The sequence below is a fragment of the Deltaproteobacteria bacterium genome (assembly GCA_016875225.1).
GTDB lineage: Bacteria > Myxococcota_A > UBA9160 > SZUA-336 > SZUA-336 > VGRW01.
Window position 1 is genome coordinate 41,119 of sequence record VGRW01000013.1, and the last position, 22,118, is coordinate 63,236.

19 protein-coding genes are annotated in these 22,118 nt (G+C 70.3%); 13 read left to right on the forward strand and 6 right to left on the reverse strand.

Going from position 1 to position 22,118, the window contains the following annotated elements; all coding sequences use genetic code 11:
• Nucleotides 1–11: 11 nt before the first annotated feature.
• From FJ108_05465 to FJ108_05495, 7 genes are all read left to right on the forward strand, one after another.
• The gene (locus FJ108_05465; GenBank protein MBM4335352.1) at nucleotides 12–2,426 is read left to right on the forward strand and encodes a hypothetical protein; all 2,415 of its coding nucleotides are present in this window, start codon (nucleotides 12–14) and stop codon (nucleotides 2,424–2,426) included.
• Between the two features lie 14 nt (nucleotides 2,427–2,440).
• Nucleotides 2,441–3,328, forward strand: a complete 888-nt coding sequence (locus FJ108_05470) for a methyltransferase domain-containing protein (GenBank protein ID MBM4335353.1) — start codon at nucleotides 2,441–2,443, stop codon at nucleotides 3,326–3,328.
• Nucleotides 3,267–3,983 carry a hypothetical protein gene (locus FJ108_05475; GenBank protein MBM4335354.1) on the forward strand — a complete coding sequence of 239 codons (717 nt, stop codon included), beginning with the start codon at nucleotides 3,267–3,269 and terminating at the stop codon, nucleotides 3,981–3,983. The genes FJ108_05470 and FJ108_05475 overlap by 62 nt, the downstream gene beginning before the upstream one ends.
• 72 nt (nucleotides 3,984–4,055) lie before the next feature.
• Nucleotides 4,056–4,274: a hypothetical protein gene (locus FJ108_05480; GenBank protein ID MBM4335355.1), complete on the forward strand. Its 219-nt coding sequence runs from the start codon at nucleotides 4,056–4,058 to the stop codon at nucleotides 4,272–4,274.
• A 21-nt stretch (nucleotides 4,275–4,295) separates the two neighbouring features.
• A complete protein-coding gene (locus FJ108_05485; protein MBM4335356.1) occupies nucleotides 4,296–5,186 on the forward strand; it encodes an efflux RND transporter periplasmic adaptor subunit in 891 nt (296 codons plus the stop codon).
• Complete coding sequence (locus FJ108_05490; GenBank protein MBM4335357.1) at nucleotides 5,187–8,291, forward strand: multidrug efflux RND transporter permease subunit; 3,105 nt, start codon at nucleotides 5,187–5,189, stop codon at nucleotides 8,289–8,291. It begins immediately after the preceding gene.
• Nucleotides 8,288–9,706, forward strand: coding sequence for an efflux transporter outer membrane subunit (locus FJ108_05495; protein ID MBM4335358.1), 1,419 nt, complete (start codon nucleotides 8,288–8,290; stop codon nucleotides 9,704–9,706). Before FJ108_05490 ends, FJ108_05495 begins: the two co-directional genes overlap by 4 nt.
• A gap of 2 nt (nucleotides 9,707–9,708) precedes the next feature.
• On the opposite strand, the gene FJ108_05500 is transcribed toward FJ108_05495, so the two are convergent.
• Nucleotides 9,709–10,641, reverse strand: a complete 933-nt coding sequence (locus FJ108_05500; GenBank protein MBM4335359.1) for an SDR family NAD(P)-dependent oxidoreductase — start codon at nucleotides 10,639–10,641, stop codon at nucleotides 9,709–9,711.
• Nucleotides 10,642–10,757: 116 nt separating this feature from the next.
• Between FJ108_05500 and FJ108_05505 the strand changes: the two genes are divergently transcribed.
• Genes FJ108_05505 through mscL form a run of 4 tightly spaced genes read left to right on the forward strand, consistent with a single transcriptional unit; the run spans nucleotide 10,758 to nucleotide 13,308 of the window.
• On the forward strand, nucleotides 10,758–11,657 hold the full coding sequence (locus FJ108_05505) for a polyphosphate kinase 2 family protein (GenBank protein ID MBM4335360.1): 900 nt from the start codon (nucleotides 10,758–10,760) through the stop codon (nucleotides 11,655–11,657).
• Between the two features lie 12 nt (nucleotides 11,658–11,669).
• A complete protein-coding gene (locus FJ108_05510) occupies nucleotides 11,670–12,272 on the forward strand; it encodes a DUF2238 domain-containing protein (GenBank protein MBM4335361.1) in 603 nt (200 codons plus the stop codon).
• A complete protein-coding gene (locus FJ108_05515) occupies nucleotides 12,269–12,895 on the forward strand; it encodes an inorganic pyrophosphatase (protein MBM4335362.1) in 627 nt (208 codons plus the stop codon). The genes FJ108_05510 and FJ108_05515 overlap by 4 nt, the downstream gene beginning before the upstream one ends.
• Nucleotides 12,896–12,918: 23 nt before the next feature.
• Nucleotides 12,919–13,308 carry a large-conductance mechanosensitive channel protein MscL gene (mscL, locus tag FJ108_05520; protein ID MBM4335363.1) on the forward strand — a complete coding sequence of 130 codons (390 nt, stop codon included), beginning with the start codon at nucleotides 12,919–12,921 and terminating at the stop codon, nucleotides 13,306–13,308.
• On the opposite strand, the gene FJ108_05525 is transcribed toward mscL, so the two are convergent.
• Genes FJ108_05525 through FJ108_05535 form a run of 3 tightly spaced genes read right to left on the reverse strand, consistent with a single transcriptional unit; the run spans nucleotide 13,274 to nucleotide 17,733 of the window.
• On the reverse strand, nucleotides 13,274–15,427 hold the full coding sequence (locus FJ108_05525; protein MBM4335364.1) for a PQQ-dependent dehydrogenase, methanol/ethanol family: 2,154 nt from the start codon (nucleotides 15,425–15,427) through the stop codon (nucleotides 13,274–13,276). The two genes, mscL and FJ108_05525, sit on opposite strands and share 35 nt — an antisense overlap.
• The gene (locus FJ108_05530) at nucleotides 15,424–16,161 is read right to left on the reverse strand and encodes a class I SAM-dependent methyltransferase (GenBank protein MBM4335365.1); all 738 of its coding nucleotides are present in this window, start codon (nucleotides 16,159–16,161) and stop codon (nucleotides 15,424–15,426) included. The genes FJ108_05525 and FJ108_05530 overlap by 4 nt, the downstream gene beginning before the upstream one ends.
• A gap of 3 nt (nucleotides 16,162–16,164) precedes the next feature.
• A complete protein-coding gene (locus tag FJ108_05535; GenBank protein MBM4335366.1) occupies nucleotides 16,165–17,733 on the reverse strand; it encodes a hypothetical protein in 1,569 nt (522 codons plus the stop codon).
• Here FJ108_05535 and FJ108_05540 point away from each other — a divergent pair.
• Both FJ108_05540 and FJ108_05545 read left to right on the forward strand, forming a co-directional pair.
• Nucleotides 17,616–18,944: a glycosyltransferase family 4 protein gene (locus FJ108_05540; protein MBM4335367.1), complete on the forward strand. Its 1,329-nt coding sequence runs from the start codon at nucleotides 17,616–17,618 to the stop codon at nucleotides 18,942–18,944. The genes FJ108_05535 and FJ108_05540 overlap by 118 nt on opposite strands.
• 21 nt (nucleotides 18,945–18,965) lie before the next feature.
• Entirely contained in the window at nucleotides 18,966–19,865 is a 900-nt protein-coding gene (locus FJ108_05545) for an MBL fold metallo-hydrolase (protein MBM4335368.1), read from the forward strand.
• Here FJ108_05545 and FJ108_05550 read toward each other — a convergent pair.
• Together FJ108_05550 and FJ108_05555 are read right to left on the reverse strand one after the other, a co-directional pair.
• On the reverse strand, nucleotides 19,862–21,244 hold the full coding sequence (locus tag FJ108_05550; GenBank protein ID MBM4335369.1) for a phosphatidylserine/phosphatidylglycerophosphate/cardiolipin synthase family protein: 1,383 nt from the start codon (nucleotides 21,242–21,244) through the stop codon (nucleotides 19,862–19,864). The two genes, FJ108_05545 and FJ108_05550, sit on opposite strands and share 4 nt — an antisense overlap.
• A 22-nt stretch (nucleotides 21,245–21,266) precedes the next feature.
• Nucleotides 21,267–22,079 (reverse strand): hypothetical protein, encoded by an 813-nt coding sequence (locus FJ108_05555; GenBank protein MBM4335370.1) that lies wholly within the window; start codon nucleotides 22,077–22,079, stop codon nucleotides 21,267–21,269.
• Nucleotides 22,080–22,118: the final 39 nt, after the last annotated feature.

A 22,118-nucleotide genomic window follows, 5' to 3' on the forward strand; every position in this document is an offset into this window, starting at 1 on the left:
AGCGCAGGCGCGTGCTCTCCCCGCTCGAGTTCGCGCTGTCGAGCGGGGCGCTCCTGTTCGCGGCTACGCTCGTCGCGCTGTTGCGCCCGGCCTGGATCGTGGACCACCCGCGCGTGGTGCTGGGCGGGCTTGCGCTGGTCACGCTCGCAATGACCGCGGCGCTGGTCCGCCCCGAGCCGCTCGGATTCCGCATCGGCGTGGACGCGTCTAGCGAGCCGATGCTCCCCGCGAACGACCCCGGCGAGCCGATCTACCAGCGCGCGGTGCTCGACTTCGGCGACGACGACGTCTTCGTGATCGCGATGGAGGCCGACGACGTCTTCGCGCGGGCGAACCTCGAGACCCTGCGCGCCGTGAGCGACGAGATCCTGAAGCTGCCGGGGGTTCGCGGCACCGAGAGCCTGGTCGACGTCTACGCGTACCACTGGAACGCGCGCGACGAGCTGGTGGAGCTGGGCCGTTTCATCGACGAGATCCCGTCCGACCCGGCAGAGCTCGCCGACCTGCGCGCTCGCGCGCTCGGCGACCCGCTCTACACGAAGACGATCGTCGCGCGCGACGGCCGGGCGGCCGCGATCAACGTCACGTTCGCGCCGATGAGCGACGACGACTTCGTCGAGCTCGCCCTGGACGAGCGGATCGCGGCGATCCTCGCGACCGCCGCGCGAGAGGGCGTGGAGTTCCACGTCACCGGTCGGCCGCACGTGCGCTCGCGCGCGCACCACCTGCTGATCCACGACATGCTGAACCTGATCCCGATCGCCGTGCTGGTGGCGGTGATCGCGCTCTGGCTCATGACCGGATCCGTGCGCGGAACCCTGGTGCCGCTGGCCGCGAACCTGACCGCGACGTTCTGGGTCTACGGCGCGATGGCGCTGGTCGGCTCGGATCTGAACCTGATCACGCTCGTGCTCGGGCCGGTGATGATCACGGTCGGTGGCGTGTACGGCGTGCACGTCTTCGCGCGCTACGAGGTCGTCGCCGCCGGCTCCGCCGACGCGCGTTCGGCCGCGCTCGCGAGCCTGCGCGACACGAGCGCTCCGGTGCTGATCTCGGGCTTCACCACAATGGTCGGCTTCGCGGCGCTGCTCATGAACGAGATCCCGGCGACGAGCCAGCTCGGAGCGTTCTGCGTCTTCGGCGTGGCATCGATCACGGTGATCACGCTCACCGGCGTGCCGGCCGCGCTCTCGCTCCTGCGCTTGCGCAAGACCGACGGCAGCGATGCGGCGCTGTACGAAGCGCAGACGCGGCTGGCTCGCGCGGCTCGAAGGTCGATGGAGTCCGCGCTCGGCTCGCTCGGCCGCTTCCAGGTGCGACACGCGCGCGCAGTGCTCGCGTTCTGGGGCGTGATCGCGATCGCCGCGGTCTCGTTCGTTCCGCGCATCGTCGTCGACACCGACTTCATCACGTACTTCCTGAAGGAGTCGGACGTGCGCCGCGACTTCGAGGCCGTGAACCGGCTGCTCACGGGCGCGGTCCCGATCTACGTCGTGCTGCAGGGCGACCAGGAGGGCACGTTCCGCGAGCCCGACTCGCTTCGCGCCGTCGAGCGGGTGCAGCGCCGGCTCGAGGCGTTGCCCGGCGTGACCAGCGTGGTCTCCGTGGTCGACCTGGTGAAGCTCGCGCGGCAGGCGCTCGAGCAGGGCGATCCGGCGGCCTCGCGAATCCCCGACACGCGCAACGAGGCTGCGGAGCTGGTGTTCCTGATCCCGAAGGAGAAGCTGCGCTCGTTTGCGACCTCGAACCACTCCAGCGCCAATCTCGTGCTGCGGACCGACCAGCTCGGCTCCGCCGCGCTGCGCGGGCTCGAAGACGCCATCCGCGCCGAGCTCGCGGCCGAGGCGCTCCCGTCCGGCATACACGCAGACGTGACGGGAAGTGCGATCCGCATCAACCGCGGCGCGGACGGAATCGCCGGCAATCAGATCGGGCAGCTCGCCATCACGATCGTGTTCATCCTCGTGATCGTCTGGCGGGTCTTCGGGCAGCTCGGGCTCGGCCTGCTCGCTCTGCCCACGAACGTGATGCCCGTGATCAACTTCTTCGGCCTGCTCGGCGCCGGAGTCACGACCCTCTCCGTCCCGACCAGCCTGATCGGCTGCGTCGCGCTCGGCATCGCGGTCGACGACACCTGCCACTTCCTGCAGGTGTTCCGGAAGGAGCGCGCGCGCGGCGTCTCCGCCGAGGACGCCGCGCTGCACTGCATCGTCGAGGTCGGCCGGCCGATGGTGGTGACCTCGATCATGCTCGTCGCGGGCTTCCTGGTGATGCTCTTCTCGAGCTTCGCCACGCTGCGCGAGTTCGGCTACCTGACCGCGATCACGATGGGGCTCTGCCTGGCCACCGACGTCGGCATGCTGCCCGCGCTCCTGGTCGCGCTCGCGCGCCTGTCCGAGCCGCGTGGCGTAGACTCGGCGGCGTGAGCTCCGACGCCGAAATCCGCCGCGCCTACGACGGCTCGAGCACCGCCTTCCGCGCGCTCGAGGGCGGCGGCTGGGGCGAGCTCGTGAACCTGGGCTTCTACCCCTGGTACGCGCTCCCCGGCGTGCTCTTCGGGCTCGGGCCGTTCCAGCGCGGGCTCGCGCGCCGCTCGATCGCGCTGGTCGAGCCGCGCCCCGGAATGCGCGTGCTCGACGCCGGCTGCGGGCGCGGCTACACCACCGCGCGTCTGGCGGCCGCGGGCTGCGAGGCGATCGGCATCGATCTGCTCGCGGAGAACACCGCGGCCGCAATCGCGCGCCATTCGGAAACGACCGGCGCGCGCTTCGCCACCGCCGACGTGACGCGGCTTCCGGCATCCGCTTCGGGAATCGAGCTCTCGAGCTCGTCGTTCGATGCGGTGCACTGCCTGGAGGTCGCGTTCCACTTCGGCGCGAAGGGACGCCGCGACTTCCTGGCCGAGAGCTTCCGCCTGCTGCGCCCGGGCGGGCGGCTCGTGCTGGTCGACTTCGTCTGGCGCGATGCGCACCCGGAGCGGATCGAGAGCCTCGACCCGCGCCGACTGGTGCGCGACACCTGGCGCTTCGCGGAGTTCGAGCCGCTCGAGCGCTACCGATCGAGCGCAGCCGCGCTCGGCTTCCGCGAGCGCGCGATCCACGACTGGACCGTGCCGGTGATCGACACCTTCCAGCGCATCGCGCAGACGAACGCGCGGCTCGGCACCTGGCGACTCGGGCGCTCGATCCTGCGCACATTCCGCCCCGGCTACGCGCGAATGACCGCCGAGGACTGGAGGTTCCTGGTCGAGCTGATGCGCGCGCACGATGCGGTGCGCCGCGCGAGCCGCTACGTCGCGCTGGTGTGGGAGAAGCCGATTGCGGGCTAGCTGCCGCGCAGCTGCGGCGATCGCGACGGTGCTGCTGTCGACGGGAGCCGCGCGCGCCGAGGGCGAGTGGCGGCCGGTCGTCGCGAAGGAAGGCGTGCGCGTCGAGCAGCGGCTCGCGCCGGACCGGATTCTTCCGGAGCTGCGCGCCACGGTCGAGATCGACGCGGGGATCTTCGAGGTGCTCGCGGTGATCCGCGACGTGCCGCGCCAGACCGAGTGGATGGCCGACTGCGTGGAGAGCCGGCGGCTGCGCGAGGAAGGCTCCGCGGTCTCGGTCCTGTACAACCGCACCGGCGCGCCGTGGCCGGTCAGCGACCGCGACGTGGTCCTGCGCGCGGAGACGATCCTGCTCGAGCACGAGGCGATTGCGCGGGTGCGCTTCGCGAACGTCGCCGACCCGGCCGCGCCGCCCATCGACGGCTTCGTGCGCATGCCGCGGCTGGTCGGGGAATACGAGCTGGCCGCGCTCGCCCCGGATCGAACGCGCGTCGTGTATCGGCTCGACATCGATCCGGGGGGCTCTCTTCCCGCCTGGGCCGTGACTCGCACGACGCGCGACACGCCGCTCTACACGCTGCTGGGTCTGCGCCGGCAGGTGAGTGCGACGCGCGGCGACTATGCGGACTCCATCTCGACCTGGAGGCTTCTCCGCTAGCGGCCGCGGATGGTATGCTGCGCGCGCGTCTCGTGCCCGGAGGCGCTGCCAGACTCTTGGGAGGCCCCGCCGATGTTCCATGGCCGATGGCTGTCGCTCGCGCTCTGCGTCACCGCATTGCACGCGTCGGGCTGCGGCGACGACAAGACCGCGAGCTCCCCGGTCCCGAACGTCGTGGTCGCGGCGGTCGAGCAGAAGTCCGTCGAGATCAACTCGGAATGGGTCGGTACCACGACCGGCGTCGTGAACGCGCAGATCTATCCAAAGGTTCAGGGTTATCTGCTGAAGTAGCGCTACCGCAACGGCGGCTCCGTGAAGGAAGGCGAGCTGCTGTTCGAGATCGACCCGCGCCAGTACCAGGCGGCCTACGACGAGGCGCGCGGACAGGTCGACCGCGCGCAGGCGATCCTGGTCAAGGCGCAGCAGGACGTGAAGCGCTACACGCCGCTGGCCGCGGAGGGCGCGGTGAGCCAGATGGAGCTCGACACGGCGGTCCAGGCGCGATCGGCGGGCGCGGCGCAGCTCGAGTCCGCGCGCGCCGCGCTCGAGAACGCGCGGCTCGAGCTGGAGTGGACCAAGGTCAGGTCGCCGATCGACGGGATTGCGGAAATTGCACATGCCCAGGTCGGAAACCTGGTGAGCACGCAGACGCTCCTCACCGAAGTGTCCCAGCTGGACCCGATCAAGGTCAGCGTGCAGGTGAGCGAGCTCGACTACCTGCGCTTCGCCAAGCGCCAGCAGGAGGCGCAGGCCAGCGGCCAGCCGCGCGAGCCGGCGGCGCTCTCGCTGGTGCTCGCGGACGGCTCCACCTACTCCGAGCCGGGCCGCTTCGACGTGGCCGGGCTCGGCGTGGCGGCGACCACCGGAACGATCGAGCTGCAGGCGCTGTTCCCGAATCCCGGCAGCCTGCTGCGGCCGGGCCAGTTCGCGAAGGTCCGCGCCGCGACCGACCGGCTCGAAAACGCGCTCGTGATCCCGCAGCGCGCGGTCACGGACCTGCAGGGCCTGAGCCAGGTCGCGGTGGTCGGGCCCGACGACAAGGTCGCGATCAAGCGCGTGAAGCTCGGCCCTCGCTCCGGAAGCGATTACGTGATCCTCGAAGGGCTCGAGCCCGGCGAGCGCGTCGTGGTCGAGGGCCTGCAGAAGGTCCGCAACGGAATGACCGTGAAAGTCGAGCCGGCGACGGGAACGGCCGGAAAGTAGATGGCGCGCTTCTTCATCGACCGCCCGATCGTCGCGATCGTGATCGCGATCGTGACCGTGATCGCCGGCGTGGTCATGATCGGACGCCTGCCGATCGCGCAGTACCCCGACATCGTGCCGCCGATCATCCAGGTGAAGACCACCTACACCGGAGCGGACGCGCTCGCGGTCGAGGAGTCCGTCGCCACGCCGATCGAGCAGCAGGTCAACGGCGTGCAGAACATGATCTACATGAAGTCGATCAACGGCAGCGACGGCACGATGACGCTGCAGGTCAGCTTCGAAGTCGGCACGGATGTGAACCTGGACCAGGTCTTCACGCAGAACCGACTGGCGCAGGCGAACTCGCAGCTGCCGAGCTCCGTGAACGAGTTCGGCACCACCGTGCAGCAGACGGTCGGGCTGCCGCTTCTGGTCATTCCGATCTACTCGCCCGACGGCAGCTACGACGCCGAGTTCCTGGGCAACTACACCACGATCAACGTGAACCCGCAGCTGGCGCGCGTGCGCGGCGTCGGCCAGGTGACGCTGTTCGGCGCCGCGGACTATGCGATGCGCATCTGGGTGCGGCCCGACACGCTGTCCAAGCTGCAGCTCACGGTCAGCGAAGTCGTGAACGCGGTGAAGTCGCAGAACGTGGTGAACCCCGCCGGCCAGATCGGCGCCGAGCCGGCGCCGCCGGGGCAGGAGTTCACCTACACGGTCACGGCCCGGGGTCGGCGCGTGTTGGCCGAGCAGTTCGGCGAGATCATCGTGCGCGCCAATCCCGACGGCTCGTTCGTGCGCCTGCGCGACGTGGCGCGCATCGAGCTGGGCTCGCAGACCTACATGCAGATCGGGCGCTTCCAGGGCAAGCCGGCCGCGGTCGTCGCGGTGTACCAGTCGCCCGGTTCCAACGCGCTCGAGACGGCCGCAGCGCTGAAGTCGCAGATGGAGGGAATGGCCGCGCGCTTCCCCGCCGACATGAGCTACGCGATCGCGCTCGACACCACGCTGCCCGTCAGCGAGGGGATCACCGAGATCATGCACACGCTGGTCGAGGCGATGGTGCTCGTGATCGTGGTGGTGTTCCTGTTCCTGCAGGGCTGGCGCGCCACGCTGATCCCGCTGATCGCAGTGCCGGTCTCGCTGATCGGCGCGTTCATCTTCTTCCCCATGCTCGGCTTCTCGATCAACACGCTCTCGCTGCTCGGGCTCGTGCTCGCGATCGGGCTGGTGGTCGACGACGCGATCGTCGTGGTCGAGGCGGTCGAGGTCGGCATCGAGCACGGGCTCTCGCCGCGCGAGGCGACCATCAAGGCGATGGACGAGGTCACCGCGCCAGTGATCGGCATCGCGCTGATCCTGGCGGCCGTCTTCATCCCGGCCGGCTTCATGACCGGCATCACCGGGAGTCTCTACCAGCAGTTTGCGATCACGATCGCGATCTCCGTGCTGATCTCCGCGTTCAACGCGCTCTCGCTCTCGCCGGCGCTCTGCGCGCTGCTGCTGCGGCACAAGCAGCCGGCCCGGGGACCGATCGGCCGCTTCTTCGCGGCGTTCAACCGCTTCTTCGACCGCGCCACCGAGGGCTACGTCAGCGTCTCGTCGGGCGCGATCAAGCGCACATTCCGCAGCATGATCCTGCTGGTCGGCCTTTCCGTGATCGCCGTCGGCATCGGCCGGATCCTGCCCACGTCCTTCGTTCCGAGCGAGGACCAGGGCTACTTCTTCATGCAGCTGCAGCTCCCGGACGCCGCCTCTCTGCAGCGCACCGACGTGGTCGCGCGACAGGTCGAGCAGGTGCTGGGCGAGACCGAGGGCGTGCAGAGCTACACGTCGATCGTCGGCTTCAGCCTGCTCTCGAACATCTCGCAGACCTACGCCGGCTTCTATTTCGTGCAGCTCGACCCCTGGGAGGAGCGCGGCGAGCGAACCGCCGGCGTGATCCTCGGCGAGCTGAACGCGAAGCTGCGCGAGCTGCCGAGCGGGCTTGCGTTCGGCTTCCCGCCGCCGTCGATCCCGGGCGTCGGCAACGCGGGCGGCTTCACCGTGATGCTGCAGGATCGCGGCGGTCACGACGTGTCGTGGCTGGCGGAGAACGCGCAGCGCTTCATCGCGGCCGCGAACCAGCGCCCGGAGCTCGCCGGCGTGGCCACGGTGTTCCGGCCCGACGTTCCGCAGCTCTTCGCGGCGGTGGACTCGGACAAGGTCTACAAGCTCGGCGTCTCGGACCGCGACGTGTACGACACGCTGCAGGCGCTGCTCGGCTCCAGCTACGTGAACCAGTTCAACCGCTTCGGGCGGGTCTGGAAGGTCTTCGTGCAGGCCGAGCCCGAGTTCCGCGTCGACGCCGACGACATCGGAGGCTTCTACGTCCGCAACGAAGAGCAGCAGATGGTTCCGCTCTCGACGCTGGTGAGCGCGCGGCCGTCGTTCGGTCCCGCGTTCACCAACCGCTACAACCTGTTCCGCGCCGTCGAGGTGATCGGAAATCCTGCGCCCGGCTACAGCTCGGGCCAGGCCATGGCGGCAATCGAGGCGCTGGCCGCCGAGACCCTGCCCGCGGACATGAGCTTCGAGTGGACCAACATGTCGTACCAGGAGGCGACCGCGGGCGGCTCGGCGGGAACGTTCGCGCTCTCGATCCTGGGGGTGTTCCTGATCCTCGCCGCGCTGTACGAGAGCTGGTCCCTGCCCTGGAGCGTCCTGCTCACCACGCCGATCGCGGTGTTCGGCGCCTACCTCGGCATCTGGGCGCGCGGGCTCGAGAACGACGTGTTCGCGCAGATCGGCCTGATCATGCTGATCGGCCTGGTGGCCAAGAACGCGATCCTGATCGTCGAGTTCGCGGTCATGGAGCAGAAGTCGGGCAAGACCGTGGTAGATGCGGCGCTGGCCGGCGCGAAGAGCCGCCTGCGCCCGATCCTGATGACGAGCTTCGCGTTCATCCTGGGCTGCGTGCCGCTCTGGACCGCGTCGGGCTCGGGCGCGGTCGCGCGCCAGAGCATCGGCACGACGGTGATCACCGGCATGCTCGCGGCCACCGTGATCGCGATCTTCTTCGTGCCGGTCCTGTACGTGCTCGTCGAGAAGATCGCAAAGCGAGGCGCGCCGCAGCCATGAAGAAGCTCGTCGCCACGCTCGGCGCTCTCGCCCTCGCGGGCTGCGCGATCGGTCCCGACTACCGCCGGCCCGCGGTCGTCGAGGCGCCTGCGTACCGCGCCGAGACCGCGGCGGGCGAGGCGGAATCGCTGGCCGACCTGCCCTGGTGGGAGGTCTTCCAGGACGAGGCGCTTCGCGCGCTGATCGGCGAATCGCTGGCGAACAACCACGACCTGCGCATCGCCGCGCAGCGCGTCGAGGAGTTCCGCGCGCGCGCCGGGATCGCGCGCTCGGAGTTCTTCCCGCAGATCGGCGGGGAATTCGACGCCGCGCGAGGCACGAACTCCGTGCTCGGCTCGCCCGCGCCCGGCGCGGATCGCGACGACTCGTTCCTGCTCGCGGCCGGGATGGCGTGGGAGATCGACGTCTGGGGCCGGATCCGGCGCTCGACCGAGGCCGCGCGCGCGGAGCTGTTCGCGAGCGAGGCGTTCCGCCGCGGAGTGCTTCTGACACTGACCAGTGACGTCGCCTCGAGCTACTTCGAGCTGATCGGCCTGGACCTGGAGCTCGAGATCGCGCGAAGCAACGTCGCCGCGTTCACGAAGATGCGTGACCTGTTCGAGCGCAAGTTCAGCGGCGGCGTCGACTCGAAGCTCGGCATGCTCCGCGCGCAGGCGTCCCTCTCGAGCGCGGCCGCGGCGATCCCCGAGATCGAGCGCCGCATCGTCGCGGTCGAGAACCGGCTCTCGGCGCTGCTCGGCCGGGCGCCGGGGCCGATTCCGCGCGGTGCCGATCTGCTCCAGCAGACCCGCCCGCCGCGCGTTCCCGCCGGCGTCCCCGCGCAGCTTCTCTCGCGCCGCCCGGACGTGCTCGAGGCGGAACAGGTCGTCGTCGCGGCGAACGCGCTGGTCGGCGTGTCGATCTCGGAGTTCCTGCCGCGGATCGGGCTCACCGGGCTGCTCGGCGGGGTCTCGACGGATCTCGACGACGTGCTGCAGCAGCGCAACGCGCTCTGGTCGATCGCGGGCGTGGCGACCACACCGATCTTCCAGGGCGGCGCGATCTACTACGGCTGGGAAGAGGCCAAGGCGCGCTGGGAGCAGGCGGCGATCGCCTACGAGTCGACGGTGATCCAGGCGCTCCGCGACGTCTCCGACTCGCTCACCGCGCGCGAGAAGCTCGAGGCGATCCGAAAGGAGCAGGCTCTCGCCGTCGAGGCGCTGGAGGAATCGGTGCGGATCTCGAACATCCGCTACGTCGACGGACGCGCCAGCTACCTCGAAGTCCTGGACGCGCAGAAGGATCTGTTCCCGGCCCAGACGCTCCTCGCGCAGACCGACCGCGCGCGTCTGATCGCGATCGTGCAGATCTACCGCGCGCTCGGGGGCGGCTGGTCGCAGTACACCTCGCCGCAACCCGCACCCGCGGCGCCCTGAGATCAGGCCGAGAGCCGCTCGCAGAGATCCCAGAGCCGCGCCGCGGCGGCGACGTCGCAGGCCGCGTCTCGGGGCGCAAGGCGCATGCGGCCGTGGACGTTGTGCCAGTAGCCGCCGCTCTCCATGTCGGGCTGAGTGGCGCAGACGAGAGGCATCTGCGCGCCGCGCTCCGCCGAGAGGAAGAAGCGCCGCTTGAACGCGCGCTCGAGCGCGCTTCCGGCGCCGCCGAGGCCGGTCGCGACCACGCCGGGGTGGACCGCGCGCACCTCGAGCGCTGACGCGCGCAGGCTCAGCTCCGACGCGATCCACAGGTTGCCGAGCTTGCTGCGGCAGTAGGCCCGCATTCCACCGAAGGCGCCGCCGTACGCGAAATCCGGCGTGCAGTCCGACTCGAGCACGTAGATGTCCCCGGTCACCACGACGACGCGCGCCGCCGGAAGCAGCCCACGCCGTTCGAGATCGCGGCGCAGCGCGAAGTGCGCGAGCACGTTCACGCCGAAGGCGATCTCGTGGCCCTGGCGCGTGCGCGCGAGCTCGCGCGGCCAGACGCCCGCGTTCTCGACCAGCAGGTCCACGGGACGTCCCGCAAGCAAGGCCGCGATCGCCGCGGCGCCGGATCGAACCGACTCGAGATCCTCGAGGTCCATCGCGACCTGATCCACTCGCGCCTCGCCCTGCGCCGCCGCGCGGAGCTCGCCCGCCACGCGCGCACCCTTCTCGGGATTCCGGCAGGGAAGGATCAGAGCCGCGCCACGTTGCGCGAGGCCGCGGGCGATCTCGAGCCCGATGCCGCCGGTCGCGCCGGTGACGATCGCGGTCCGCCCGTCGAGGCGCGGCGTCATGGGACACATCGGCGTGTGCCGCTCCTGGCTGCGCAGACCACCGAGCATGCGACGCCAGGCGCTCGGGGGCGCGCGGTGATCCGGGATCTGCATCGCATCGATTCTCGGGCCCGGACCCTGTGCTCACAACCCGATCGTCCGAACGTCTCAAGACTTGCCGAGGCAGGCGGGGGCAGCGATGGTGCACTCTCGAATCCAGGAGGCCGGCCGTGGCAGAGAAGGTGCCCAAGGCAGCGCGCGAGTTCTCGCGTCCCTACCGCGTGTCGAGCGGAAAGAAGTTCCGGCTGAAGGACGTCGATCCGGACGACACCGCTCACCTCGAGACGAACGAGAACGCGGCGGAGTACCTGGCGCGCGGCGTCGAGATCCTCGCCGACCTGCAGGAGCGGCTCTACGCGCAGGATCGCTGGGGCGTGCTGCTGATCTTCCAGGCGATGGATGCGGCGGGCAAGGACGGCACGATCAAGCACGTGATGTCGGGAGTGAATCCGCAGGGCGTGCAGGTGTACTCGTTCAAGGCGCCGTCCAGCGAGGAGCTCGACCACGACTACCTGTGGCGCGCGAAGAAGGCGCTGCCGGAGCGCGGCCGGATCGGGATCTTCAACCGCTCCTACTACGAGGACGTGCTGGTGGTGCGCGTGCACCCGGAGCTGTTGCAGAAGAGCAATCTTCCCCCCGGGCTGATCACGAAGGACATCTGGGAGCAGCGCTTCGAGGACATCGTCGCGTTCGAGCGCTACCTGGCGCGAAACGGCTACCTGATCCTGAAGTTCTTCCTGCACGTGTCGCGCGCGGAGCAGAAGCGGCGCTTCCTGGACCGGCTGGAGCAGCCGGCGAAGAACTGGAAATTCTCCACGGCCGACGCAGAGGAGCGCAAGCACTGGGACGACTACATGTCGGCCTACGAGGACATGATCCAGCACACCGCGACCGAGCACGCGCCCTGGTACGTGGTGCCCGCCGACCACAAGTGGTTCACGCGGCTGGTCGTGGCGTCGGCGGTGATCGACGCGCTCGAGGCGATCGACCTGCGCTTCCCGGAGGTCGACGCCGCCAAGCGCCGTGAGCTCGCGGTGGTGAAGGCCGCGCTCGAACGCGAGAAGGGCTGATACGATCGCGAGATGCACCCGGGACCGGCGCTGCTCGGCATCGTGGCGGTCGCGCTGGTGGTCTCGGGAATCGGGCCCACGGACCGCGCGACCTGGTGGCTCGAGGTCTCGCCGGTGCTGATCGGCGCGCCGCTGCTCATCGCGACGTGGCGGCGCGCCCCGCCCTCGCGCCTGCTCGCCTGGCTGCTCGGCGCGCATGCGTTGATCCTGATCCTCGGCGGCCACTACACCTACGCGATGGTGCCGCCCGGGTTCTGGGTGCAGGACGCGCTCGGGCTCGCGCGCAATCACTACGACCGGCTCGGCCACCTCGCGCAGGGCTTCGTGCCGGCGATCCTCGCGCGCGAGGTCCTGCTGCGCTGCTCGGTGCTGGAGCGCGGCGGCTGGCAGTTCTTCCTGGTCACCTGCGTGGTGCTCGCGTTCAGCGCCTTCTACGAGCTGCTCGAGTGGTGGACGGCGCTCGTGGCGGGAAGCGCGGCGACGGCGTTTCTCGGCACGCAGGGCGACGTCTGGGACACGCAGTGGGACATGTTCCTGGCCCTGGTCGGCGCGCTCGCCGCGCAGCTACTGCTCGCGCGCGCTCACGACCGCTCGCTCCGAGAGGTGTTTCGATGACGAGAATTCCGCACGCGCAGTTCCGACCGCACCCGTGGCACGGGCTCGCGGTCGGTGAGGATCCGCCGCGGATCGTCTCCGCGTACGTCGAGATCACGCCCTTCGACCTGGTGAAGTACGAGGTCGATAAAACGACCGGCTACCTGCGCGTCGATCGCCCGCAGCGCACGTCGTCGTCGCCGCCCACGCTGTACGGCTTCATCCCGCGGACCTACTGCGGAGCGCGAATCTCCGCTCTCTCGCCCGGATCGAAGCGCGGCGACGGCGACCCGCTCGACATCTGCGTGGTGAGCGAGCGGCCGATCGCGAAGTCCGAAGTCATTGTCTCCGCGCGCGTGGTCGGCGGATTTCGCATGGTCGATGCCGGCGACGCCGACGACAAGATCATCGCCGTGCTTTGCAGCGACTCGTTCTGGGGCGAAGTGACCACGATCTCGCAGCTTCCGGCGGCGCTGATCGAGCGGCTCCGGCACTACTTCCTGACCTACAAGCTCGTACCCGGGGAGCCGGCGCGGGTCGCGATCGACGAGACCTACGACTCGAGCCACGCGCAAGCCGTCGTGCGAGCCGCGATCGAAGATTACTCGACCGAGTTCGGATCGGCTGTGCCAGAATCGCGCTGATCTACAGCAGAGGGGGTCCTGCCATGGGAATGGTTTCCGAGTTCCAGGCCTTCATCAAACGCGGCAACGTGATGGATCTGGCGGTCGGCGTGATCATCGGCGGCGCGTTCGGGAAGATCGTCACGTCCGTCGTCGGCGACCTGCTGATGCCCGTGATCGGGCTCGTGCTCGGCGGCATCGATTTCACCGGGCTCGCGTTCGCGATCGGCGGAACCGACGAGGCTCCGGTGCTGCTCAAGTACGGCGCGTTCATCCAGGCGCTGATCGACTTCCTGATCATCGCGTTCTGCGTGTTCCTGCTCGTGAAGGGCGTGAACTCGCTGCAGAAGCCCGCGCCCGCGGCGGCTCCTCCGCCGCCTCCGGCCGACGTGGGGCTGCTCACGGAGATCCGCGACCTGCTCCGCTCGCGCTAGCCGCCCGTAGCTCTGCCTGCTCGCGGACGAGGTAGGACTGGATCGCCGCGGCATCCGCCTCGCTGACGACGTCGGCGAAGCTCGCCATGCCAGCGCTCGAAAGCGACCCGCCGCGCACGATCGAGTCGAAGGCTGCGTGTGTCTGCGCGGGCAGTCCGAACAGATCGGGATAGGACGAGAGCCGCGACTCACCGCGGCCTCCGTGACACCTCGCGCAGTGTCGGACGAAGAGTCTCTCGCCGCGAGCGGCCCCTGCGGCGGAGAGATTCGGCAGCACCGGCGGCTCCGGAATCGCGCGGATCTCGCGCGGCCTCGGAAGCGGCGTCGGCCCGCCGCCGAGCTTCCAGGCGAGGATCCGCCCGTAGTTCTCGTACCGCCACGCCGCGCTCTCGCGCGGGTGGACCGACGCGACCGCTCCGCCCAGACCGGCGATCACCGCCACGTACTGCTCGCCGTCGATCTGGTAGCTCACCGGCGCGGCCATGATCGCGGTGCCGACCTCGATCTCGGCGAGTCGCGTGCCGGTGTCGGCGCGGTACAGCGCGAGCCGGCCCGCGGACGTCCCCTGCACGACCAGATTTCCGGCGGTCGCGAGCACGCCTCCGCCCGCGTACTGCTCGCTCCCGACCGGGACGCGGAACCGCTCCCGCTGCGCGACGGGATCCCAGGCGATCAGGAGCTCGCGCGTCTCCAGCCTCGTGCGCTCGGGCTCCGGGAGCCGCTCCGCGCTCGCGCCGTAGATCGCGACCGAGCCCAGATTCAGCTCGCCCGGCGCGAAGCGCCAGAAGGGCTCGTTCGCCATCACCATGCCCTGCTCGCGCGCCGGAATGTAGACGAGCCCCGTCACCGGACTGAACGCCATCGGCTGCCAGTTGTGCGCTCCCGCCTGGGTCGGAAACACGATCGCCGGCGCGTTGCGGTACGAGGCGGTCGCGCTGGCGACCGGACGTCCGCTCGCGTCGATCCCGCTCGCCCAGCTCACGGGCACGAACGGCCGCGCCGAGATCAGCTCCCCGGTCTCGCGGTCGAGCACGTAGAAGAAGCCGTTCTTCGGCGCCTGCAGGATCACCTTTCGCGCGACGCCGCCGATCGGAAGCTCCGCGAGGATCAGGTTCTGCGTCGCGGTGTAGTCCCAGCTCTCGCCCGGCGTGGTCTGGTAGTGCCAGATCAAGCGCCCGTCGTCGGGATCGAGCGCGAGGATCGAGGCGAGATACAGGTTGTCACCGCCCGACGGGCTGCGCAGCCAGACCGGATAGGGCGTGCCGTTTCCGGTGCCGACGTAGAGCCGGTCGAGCTCGGGGTCGTAGACCATCTCGCCCCAGACCGTTCCGCCGAGGCCCGACTCCCAGCTCGAGTCGCGGTCCCAGGTCTCGAGCGCGGCCGCGATCTCGGGGTGCTCGGGCTCGCCGAGCGCCGGATCGCCCGGAACCGTGAAGAAGCGCCAGGCCTGCGCGCCGGATTCCAGGTCGTAGGCGGTCACGTAGCCGCGCACGCCGAACTCGGCTCCGCTGTTCCCGATCACCACCACGTTCTTCGCGACCTGCGGCGGACCCGTGATCGTGTACGCGCGCGCGCCGCGCTCGATCAGCGTGTCGGTCCTCCACAGCTCCCGGCCGGTGCTCGCGTCGAGCGCGACCAGGAAGCCGTCGAGCGTGCCGACGTACACGCGTCCGCGCCAGACCGCGACGCCGCGGTTCACCACGTCGCAGCAGGCGTGGCGCGCGTAGCCGCCGTCCACCTCGGGGTCGTAGCGCCAGCGCTCGGCGCCGGTCTTCGCGTCCACCGCGAAGACGGAGCCCCACGGGCCCGAGACGTACAGCACTCCGTCGACGACGATCGGCGTCGCCTCCTGTCCGTGTTCGACGCGGCCGCGGCGCGAGCGCGCCTCGTACTCCCAGGCGAAGCCGAGCTCTGCTGCGTTGTCGGCGTCGATCTGTGCGAGTCGCGAGAAGCGCTCGGCTCGGAAGCCGCCGCCGAGCGCGAGCCACTGCCCGGGCTCGTGCTCGGCGCTTCGCAGCCGCTCGAGATCGACCCGGCCCTCCAGCGGCGCGGGCTCGGAGCACGAAGCGAGCAGGAGTCCCAGAGCCAGCGCGCGCCCGACCCGGCCCCGCGCGGTCACGCCTTCCTTCGCGCCACCAGGATCGGGCTCGTCGCCAGGCGAGCCGTCATTTCCGAAGCTCCCGCGATCCGGTCCGCCATCCGGTACAGCACGTCGGGAAGCGCGAGCTTCGGCACTCGGAGCGTTCCCACCGGAAACACGTGGACGATCTCGAGCCCGACCTCGGCCACGAGCTCGCGACACTGCGCGATCGAAAGCACGTTGAAGGCCTCGAAGCCGCGCCAGCCCGCATACGCGCGCGCCAATCGCATGTACGGCGCGTCGATGTTCTGGTGGTTGTTGAAGATCAGATGGCCGCCGGGTGCGAGAAGCGGCGCCAGCGCGCGCAGGGCCGCGCGGCGCAGCGCGGGCTCGGCGTTGACGAAGAAGCGGAAGGCGGTGATCAGGTCGAAGCTCTCCTTCTCGAACGGGCTCTGCTCGAGGAGATTCGCGTTCACCAGGGTGGTGCGCTCGAGCTTGCGCCGCGCCTGCTCGAGCATCGCCTCGGAGACGTCGACCCCCGTGCACGACGCGACGTGCCGCTCCAGAAAGCTCGAGATCCGACCCGTGCCGCAGGCGAAGTCGAGCGCGCGCACGTCCCTGCGCGAGCCGAAGAACATCTCGAGCGCCTGCGTCAGGACCTCCTGCTCACGCGACCAGAGGTAGCGACCCCACGCGTCGGTGGCGTAGTACTCGTCGTACCGCCGGCCCTTGCCGGGCGCCTTGTGTGAATCCACGTAGCTCGAGTTGCTCATCGCTCATCCCGTCCTTGCGCCCGCCAGCTTCGACCACTGTCCGCGGGCGAGATTCGAAAGTCGCGCCCGCTCGGAGTCACCGAGCCCGAGTCTCCACGCGCCGAGCGCCGTCGCCGCCGCGACCGTCGCGACGAGCAGGAGCAGCTCGACCCAGCCCCTCGGCGGACGCGCGAGCTTGCACGCGACGAGAAGCGCGAGGCCCGGCGCCGCGCCGAGGAGCGCCGGAATCCAGACCTGGCGCAGACTCTCCGCCCCGCCGACGCCGAGCTTGCCGTAGACGTGACGCGGCAGGAAGATCCCGCAGCCGACGAAGAGCGGGATCGCGCTCGCAGCCGCGATCCCGAGCAGCCCGAGATCGAGCACCGCAAGGGCGAGCCAGCCGAGCGTCACGGTGCCCACCGCCATCGACAGCATCAGAAGTCCGAAGTAGCGGTGCTCGCCCATTCCCACCAGCACGAAGAAGCTCGAGTGCTGGGAGAGCCGCACCGCGTGACCCGCGGCGACGAGCGCCAGCGCCGTCGGCAGGAGCGGGAAGTCCTTTTGCGTCCAGATCAGCAGGAACTCGCGCCCCATGATCAGCAGGAACGCGGCCGACGGCAGGATCAGGAAGAGCGAGTACTTCTGGGAGAGCAGCAGCAATTGCTTCAGCCGGGTCCGATCGCCGTGCGTGTCGAGATCGCTCGCGGCCGGCTTGATCGCGGCGCAGAACGCCTCGATCACCGTGGTGAGCGTGAGCACCGCGGCGCTGACGATCGCGTACTGCGCGACTTCTTCGGCGCTCCGGAAGATTCCGATCAGCAGCTCGCCCGCCTTCAGCAGCAGAAGCGCGCCGAGCACGTAGTTGAACGTGTTGAAGCCGTAGCCGAGCATCTCGCGCAGCAGGCCAGCGTCGACCGCGCGCAGGGCGAACGGACGCTCCGGGAGCAGCCGCAGACAGAACGCGAGGTTCAGTGCGTTCACCACCAGCTCGCCCAAGCCGTAGAGCAGCGCGACCGTGACGAGCCCGAAGCCCTGCATCAACAGCGCGACGAGCAGCGCACTGCGCACGAGCGTGACCGAGAGCCGGCTTCCCGCCATCAGGTCGTAGCGCTGGTAGCCGGAGAGCACCGCGCCCGCCGCGCTGGTGATCGCGCCAAGCGCCGCGCAGCCCCCGACCACCAGCACGCAGATCCGCGCGTCCGCGGCCAGCGCGGGCGGGATCTGGAAGATCTGCGTCAGCCACTGGTGCAGAACGAGCGTCAGCGCCAGCACGACCAGGGCCATGAACGAGAGGAATGCCGTGCAGGTGGAGACGACGGCGCGCAAGCCCTCGTGATCGCCGCTGGCCAGGCGCACCGGCACGAAGCGGTTGATGGCGCTGGCGAGCCCGAGCTGGAAGACGACCGAGTGGGCGAACACCGACCCGACCAGCGCCCAGACTCCGTAGGCGGCGTCGCCGAGTCCGTGGAGCAGGAATGGAACGAGCAGGAACGCGATCACCGAGCCGAGCAGACTCGCCGCGGCGTTCCAGAGCACGTTGCCGACCACCAGCGCCGCATCGGTCCGGCGGGCCTGGGTCCGGGTGGCGTTCATCGGTGATCCAGCATGGCTCGGGTCCTATCGGCACGCCAGCGCCAGGAGCGGCGCGTGGAAGCCGATCCAGGCTCCGGTATCGTGAGCCAACCCGACCGGAGGCCTGCGTCGTGAGAGTGCTGATCTGCGGAGAGGCCCTGCAGCTCGGCGGGGCGGAGACGGTCTCGATCGACCTGGCCAACGCGCTCGCCCGGCGCGGCATCGAGGTCGCCTACAGCGCCGCGCCGGGGCCGCTCGAGGCGCGTCTGGCTGCCGGTGTCCGGATCGAGCGCACGCCACCGCTCGAGCGCAAGGGATTCCTCCGCTTCCTGCGCGGCTTCTCGGCGGTGCTGCGCGGCTTCGAGCCCGACGTGGTGCACGTGCAAGGCGCCACGCTCGCGCTCGCGGCGCGGCTGCTGTCCCGAATCGTGCGCAAGCGGTTCGCCGTGGTGCTCACGCACCACTCGACCAGCTATCGCCGCGCGCCGCCGCGGCTCTCGGGCCCGCTGCTGCGCGCGAGCTGCGACCACATGATCGCGATCAGCGCGCTCAAACAGCGCCAGTTCCTGGCGATGGGATTCGACGCGGCGAACGTCTCGCTGATCCCGAACTTCGTCGACTGCCGCGCGATCCGCGACGCCGCCGATCACGCGGATCGCGCGCGACTCCGCGGCGAGCTCGGCATCGCGGACGCCGAGCGGGTCGTGGCGATGGTCGGGCGGATGATCCCGGGAAAGGGCTTCGACGTGTTCCTGCGCTCGGTCGCGCGCTGCGCGCGGCAGCTCGAGCGCCCGCTGGTCGCGCTCGCGCTGGGCGACGGCCCGGAGCGCGAGAGCCTGGAGCGGCTGGCCGATTCGCTTGCCGGCCCCGTGCGCGCCGTGCTTCCCGGCTACCGGCGCGACGTGACCGCCCTGCTCTCGCTCTGCGACGCGGTGCTGTTTCCATCGCAGCTCACGGAGGTGCTGCCGATGGCGCTGATCGAGGCCTCCGCGGTCGGGGTTCCGATCGTCTGCTCCGACATTCCCGGCAATCGCGAGGTCGTGCAGGACGGCGCGAACGGCTGGCTGGCCGGCCCGTCCGAAGAGAGCTACGCCGAGGCGCTCGCCCGCGTGCTCGGCGACGCATCGCTCGCCGAGCGCATGGCCCGCGCCGGGCGGCAGGCGGCGCTGGCGAAGTTCGACGAGTCGGTCGTGGTTCCGAAGATCCTCTCGCTCTACGCCACGCTCGCCTAGCGACGCGGCTACACTGGGCGGATGGACGCCACCCTCGACTGGTTCGGCTGCTCGACCTTCCGGGGGACCGTGGGCGAGCTCGTGATCTTCCTCGACGCGTACCTGGACCGCGTGCCGGGCGCGCAGTTCGCGGGGCTCCTCCCCGAGCAGGTCGAGCGGGCCGACTGGATCGTCGTCGGCCACTCGCACTTCGACCACCTGTACGGCGCGGAGCGGATCGCGCGCAGGACCGGCGCGCGGATCCTGGGCTCGCACGAGACCGTGCGCGTGATGGAGGCGCAAGGGCTCCCGGTCGAACGGATGATCCCGGTCGCCGGCGGCGAACGCGTGCGGCTCTCTCCAGACGTGACCGTCGACGTGTACCCGAGCCAACACTCCTGTGTGTGGTCGCAGACCGCGATGGCGGCCGCCGACGAGGTCTGCATCGGCGAGCTCGGACTGACCCTGCAGGAGCAGCAGGAGCGCTTCCGCGCGCTGGCCTCCCACTTCGGCACGCTCGGCCCGGACGTGATCGCGCACCTTCGCGCCAGCGCCCAGGGGCCGCGCGGCGACGGCGGCGCGCTCGTCTACCACTTCCAGACGCCGGAGGGCTCGCTCTTCTACCAGGACACCTCGGGTCACTGGAGCGGGATCCTGCGCGATCTGCGGCCCGACGTGGCGATCCTCGCCGCCGCGGGGCGCGGCAACGTCGACGGCGAGCCGATCCAGGGCACGCTCGCGAGTTTCGTCGCGAGGCAGGTCGATCTGCTGCGCCCGCGCCGGGTACTGCTCGGCCATCACGACGACTGGCTGCCCGGCTTCTCGCGCCCGATCGACACCAAGCCGATCCGCGACGAGATCGCGCGCGTCCGGCCCGGCGCCGAGCTGGTCGAGACCGGCTACGCGGCCGCGTACCCGCTGTTCCGGGGCCTGCGCCGCTAGCTCGCGTAGGTCGCGGGGTCGAGCGCGAAGGCGAGCGAGTCGGTGGGATCGCCGGCCAGGCGGCGCGCCGCGTTCTTTCGCGCGACGTCGCGGTAGAGCGCGAGCGCCGCACGCGCCTCGAGATCGCGCGTGTCGCGGCCGAGGTGCTCGAGCAGGAGCTCGCGGCGCAGCTCGCGCACCGTCGGGCCGTGCCAGAACGAGGCGTTCAGCTCCGTGTCGCCGAAGAACGAGCGGTTGCCGATGTTCGCCGAGCCGATCGTGCACCACACGTCGTCGACCAACGCGATCTTCGCGTGCACGTACACGTTCTGGTATGCGCCCGGCCCGGTGCACGACGCGATTCCGGCCAGCGCGAAGCGCTCGAAGCGGCCGAGCGCTGCGAGCGCCTCGAAGAAGTCGCGGTTGGACGGGTCGCCACGCCCGGCGGCCATCTCGCGGTGTGGATCAGCGGGAACCAGCACCACGACCTCGACACCGCGCTCGAGCGCCGCGCGCAATCCGTCGACGACGGGCTTCGCGCCGATCGCCTGGTCCTCGATGTAGATCGCGTCGCGCGCGCTCTCGATCGCGCGCAGGTACTGGTCGAGGATCGAGTGCTCGCCGCCCGCGATGTCGAATCCGACGCCGCCGGGGGCAGGCGTGCCGTCGCGGTAGCGCTCGCGCCGGACCGTTCGCTGGATCTGCACCGGGATCTCTCCCGCCGCGGGGGAGAGCGACTGTGGAAACGGAAGCTCGCTCTGATCGAGCGCGTCGGGCCAGAGACCATCGACGAGGTCGCGGTCGCTGGCCTCGTTCCAGCGCTGCACGAAGTTGTGGTGCACGTCCGTCGCCGCCGGTCCGCGCAGCTCGACGTACACGTCGTGGGTGCTGCCGGACTCGCGCGGCGCGTGCCCCGGCGACACGACCGAGCCGTTGTTCAGGTTGATCCCGCCGACGAACGCAACCTCGCCCGGCGCTCCCGCGTCGACGAGCCAGCTCTTCTGGTGCTGGCAGTAGCGCCCGTGCGCGCGGTCCCAGCGGGCGAGGAAGCGCGAACCGCGTCGCGCGAGGAACTCGCGATCGGCCGCAGTACCCGCGAAATGGGAGCCGGGGTCGATGGCCGCGAGCTCGGGATGGCGCCAGAAGATCACCCGCACGTCGAGCCCACGCGCCTTGGCCCGGTCGAGCACGTCGAAGAAGCTGCCCTCGCCGCCGGGCATCGCGAAGTCCATCTGATGGAAGGCGACCGTCACGTAGACGCTGCGGCGGGCTTCGGCCACCGCCTCGCAAATGCGTGCGAACGCCGGCCCGCCGTCCACTAGCGGCCGGACGACGTTGCCCGCGCGGATCGGATACGAGCCCGAGGTCACGTACGGGATGTGATCGCCGTGGCGTTCCATCGCTTCTCCTCGCCGGCCGATTCTACGCCCAGTCGAGCTCGCGGATCGCGACGCTGCCGGGGATCACCGGCTGGAACAGGTCTCCCGGCCAGCCGCAGCTCGTGATCCACCAGCGGTTCGTGTCCGGGTCGTGCAGGTACTCGGGCGCGTGCGCGTAGAGGCGCGCGGCGGGCTCGCGCGCGTCGCCGCTGTAGGTGCCGAAGTCGAACGGGTTCTCGGAGCGGAACAGCAGCGTGTCGTGGTACTCGGCGGGCCCGCCGAAGCTGCGCGTGTAGGTGATCGAGAGCCAGAACGCGCCGCCGTGGCGGAACACGAACGGGGACTCGGTCGCGGCCCAGCTCGGCTGCAGCGGCGCCTCGGGCGTGGTGACGAGCGCGTGGCGGACGAAGCGCCAGTCGAGCAGGTTCTCGGAGATGCAGACGCTCACCGAGGAGCTGCGCCCGCGCTTCCCGGTCGAGTAGAGCAGCCAGGAATCGTCGTCGAGGCGGAAGATCATCCCGTCGCGGAGCACGGACTCGAGCGGCGCGCCCACGAGCGAGCACTCCGCTTCGCGCCAGTGGTCGAGCCGATCGTCGTCGCAGACCGCAGCACGCAGGCGGTCGGGCCCGTAGAGCATGATCCAGCGCTCGCCGTCGAAGGCGAGCGACGGCGCCCACGCGCGGGTGCCGAAGTCGCAGACGCGCCAGCGCTCCTCGAAGCGCCCGGCCGAGAGCGACGCGCCCGCGCCGTGGCAGAACCAGCGCTCTCCCTGGGGATCGATCTCCGCCGTGGGCTTGGTGATGCCGAAGACGTGCCAGGTCCCGTCGGCGGCACGCACGACGCAGTGGTCGTTCACGTACGCCCCCGTGCGCTGTGGAGTGAAGAGCGGTCGCCA

Coding starts and splice junctions, on each gene's coding strand:
- FJ108_05475 (MBM4335354.1), top strand. CDS start 3,267: ATGCGGTGCGCCGCGCGAGCCGCTACGTCGCGCTGGTGTGGGAGAAGC.
- FJ108_05480 (MBM4335355.1), top strand. CDS start 4,056: ATGTTCCATGGCCGATGGCTGTCGCTCGCGCTCTGCGTCACCGCATTG.
- FJ108_05490 (MBM4335357.1), top strand. CDS start 5,187: ATGGCGCGCTTCTTCATCGACCGCCCGATCGTCGCGATCGTGATCGCG.
- FJ108_05495 (MBM4335358.1), top strand. CDS start 8,288: ATGAAGAAGCTCGTCGCCACGCTCGGCGCTCTCGCCCTCGCGGGCTGC.
- FJ108_05500 (MBM4335359.1), bottom strand. CDS start 10,641: ATGCAGATCCCGGATCACCGCGCGCCCCCGAGCGCCTGGCGTCGCATG.
- FJ108_05510 (MBM4335361.1), top strand. CDS start 11,670: ATGCACCCGGGACCGGCGCTGCTCGGCATCGTGGCGGTCGCGCTGGTG.
- FJ108_05515 (MBM4335362.1), top strand. CDS start 12,269: ATGACGAGAATTCCGCACGCGCAGTTCCGACCGCACCCGTGGCACGGG.
- mscL (MBM4335363.1), top strand. CDS start 12,919: ATGGGAATGGTTTCCGAGTTCCAGGCCTTCATCAAACGCGGCAACGTG.
- FJ108_05530 (MBM4335365.1), bottom strand. CDS start 16,161: ATGAGCAACTCGAGCTACGTGGATTCACACAAGGCGCCCGGCAAGGGC.
- FJ108_05540 (MBM4335367.1), top strand. CDS start 17,616: ATGGAACGAGCAGGAACGCGATCACCGAGCCGAGCAGACTCGCCGCGG.
- FJ108_05535 (MBM4335366.1), bottom strand. CDS start 17,733: ATGAACGCCACCCGGACCCAGGCCCGCCGGACCGATGCGGCGCTGGTG.
- FJ108_05545 (MBM4335368.1), top strand. CDS start 18,966: ATGGACGCCACCCTCGACTGGTTCGGCTGCTCGACCTTCCGGGGGACC.
- FJ108_05550 (MBM4335369.1), bottom strand. CDS start 21,244: ATGGAACGCCACGGCGATCACATCCCGTACGTGACCTCGGGCTCGTAT.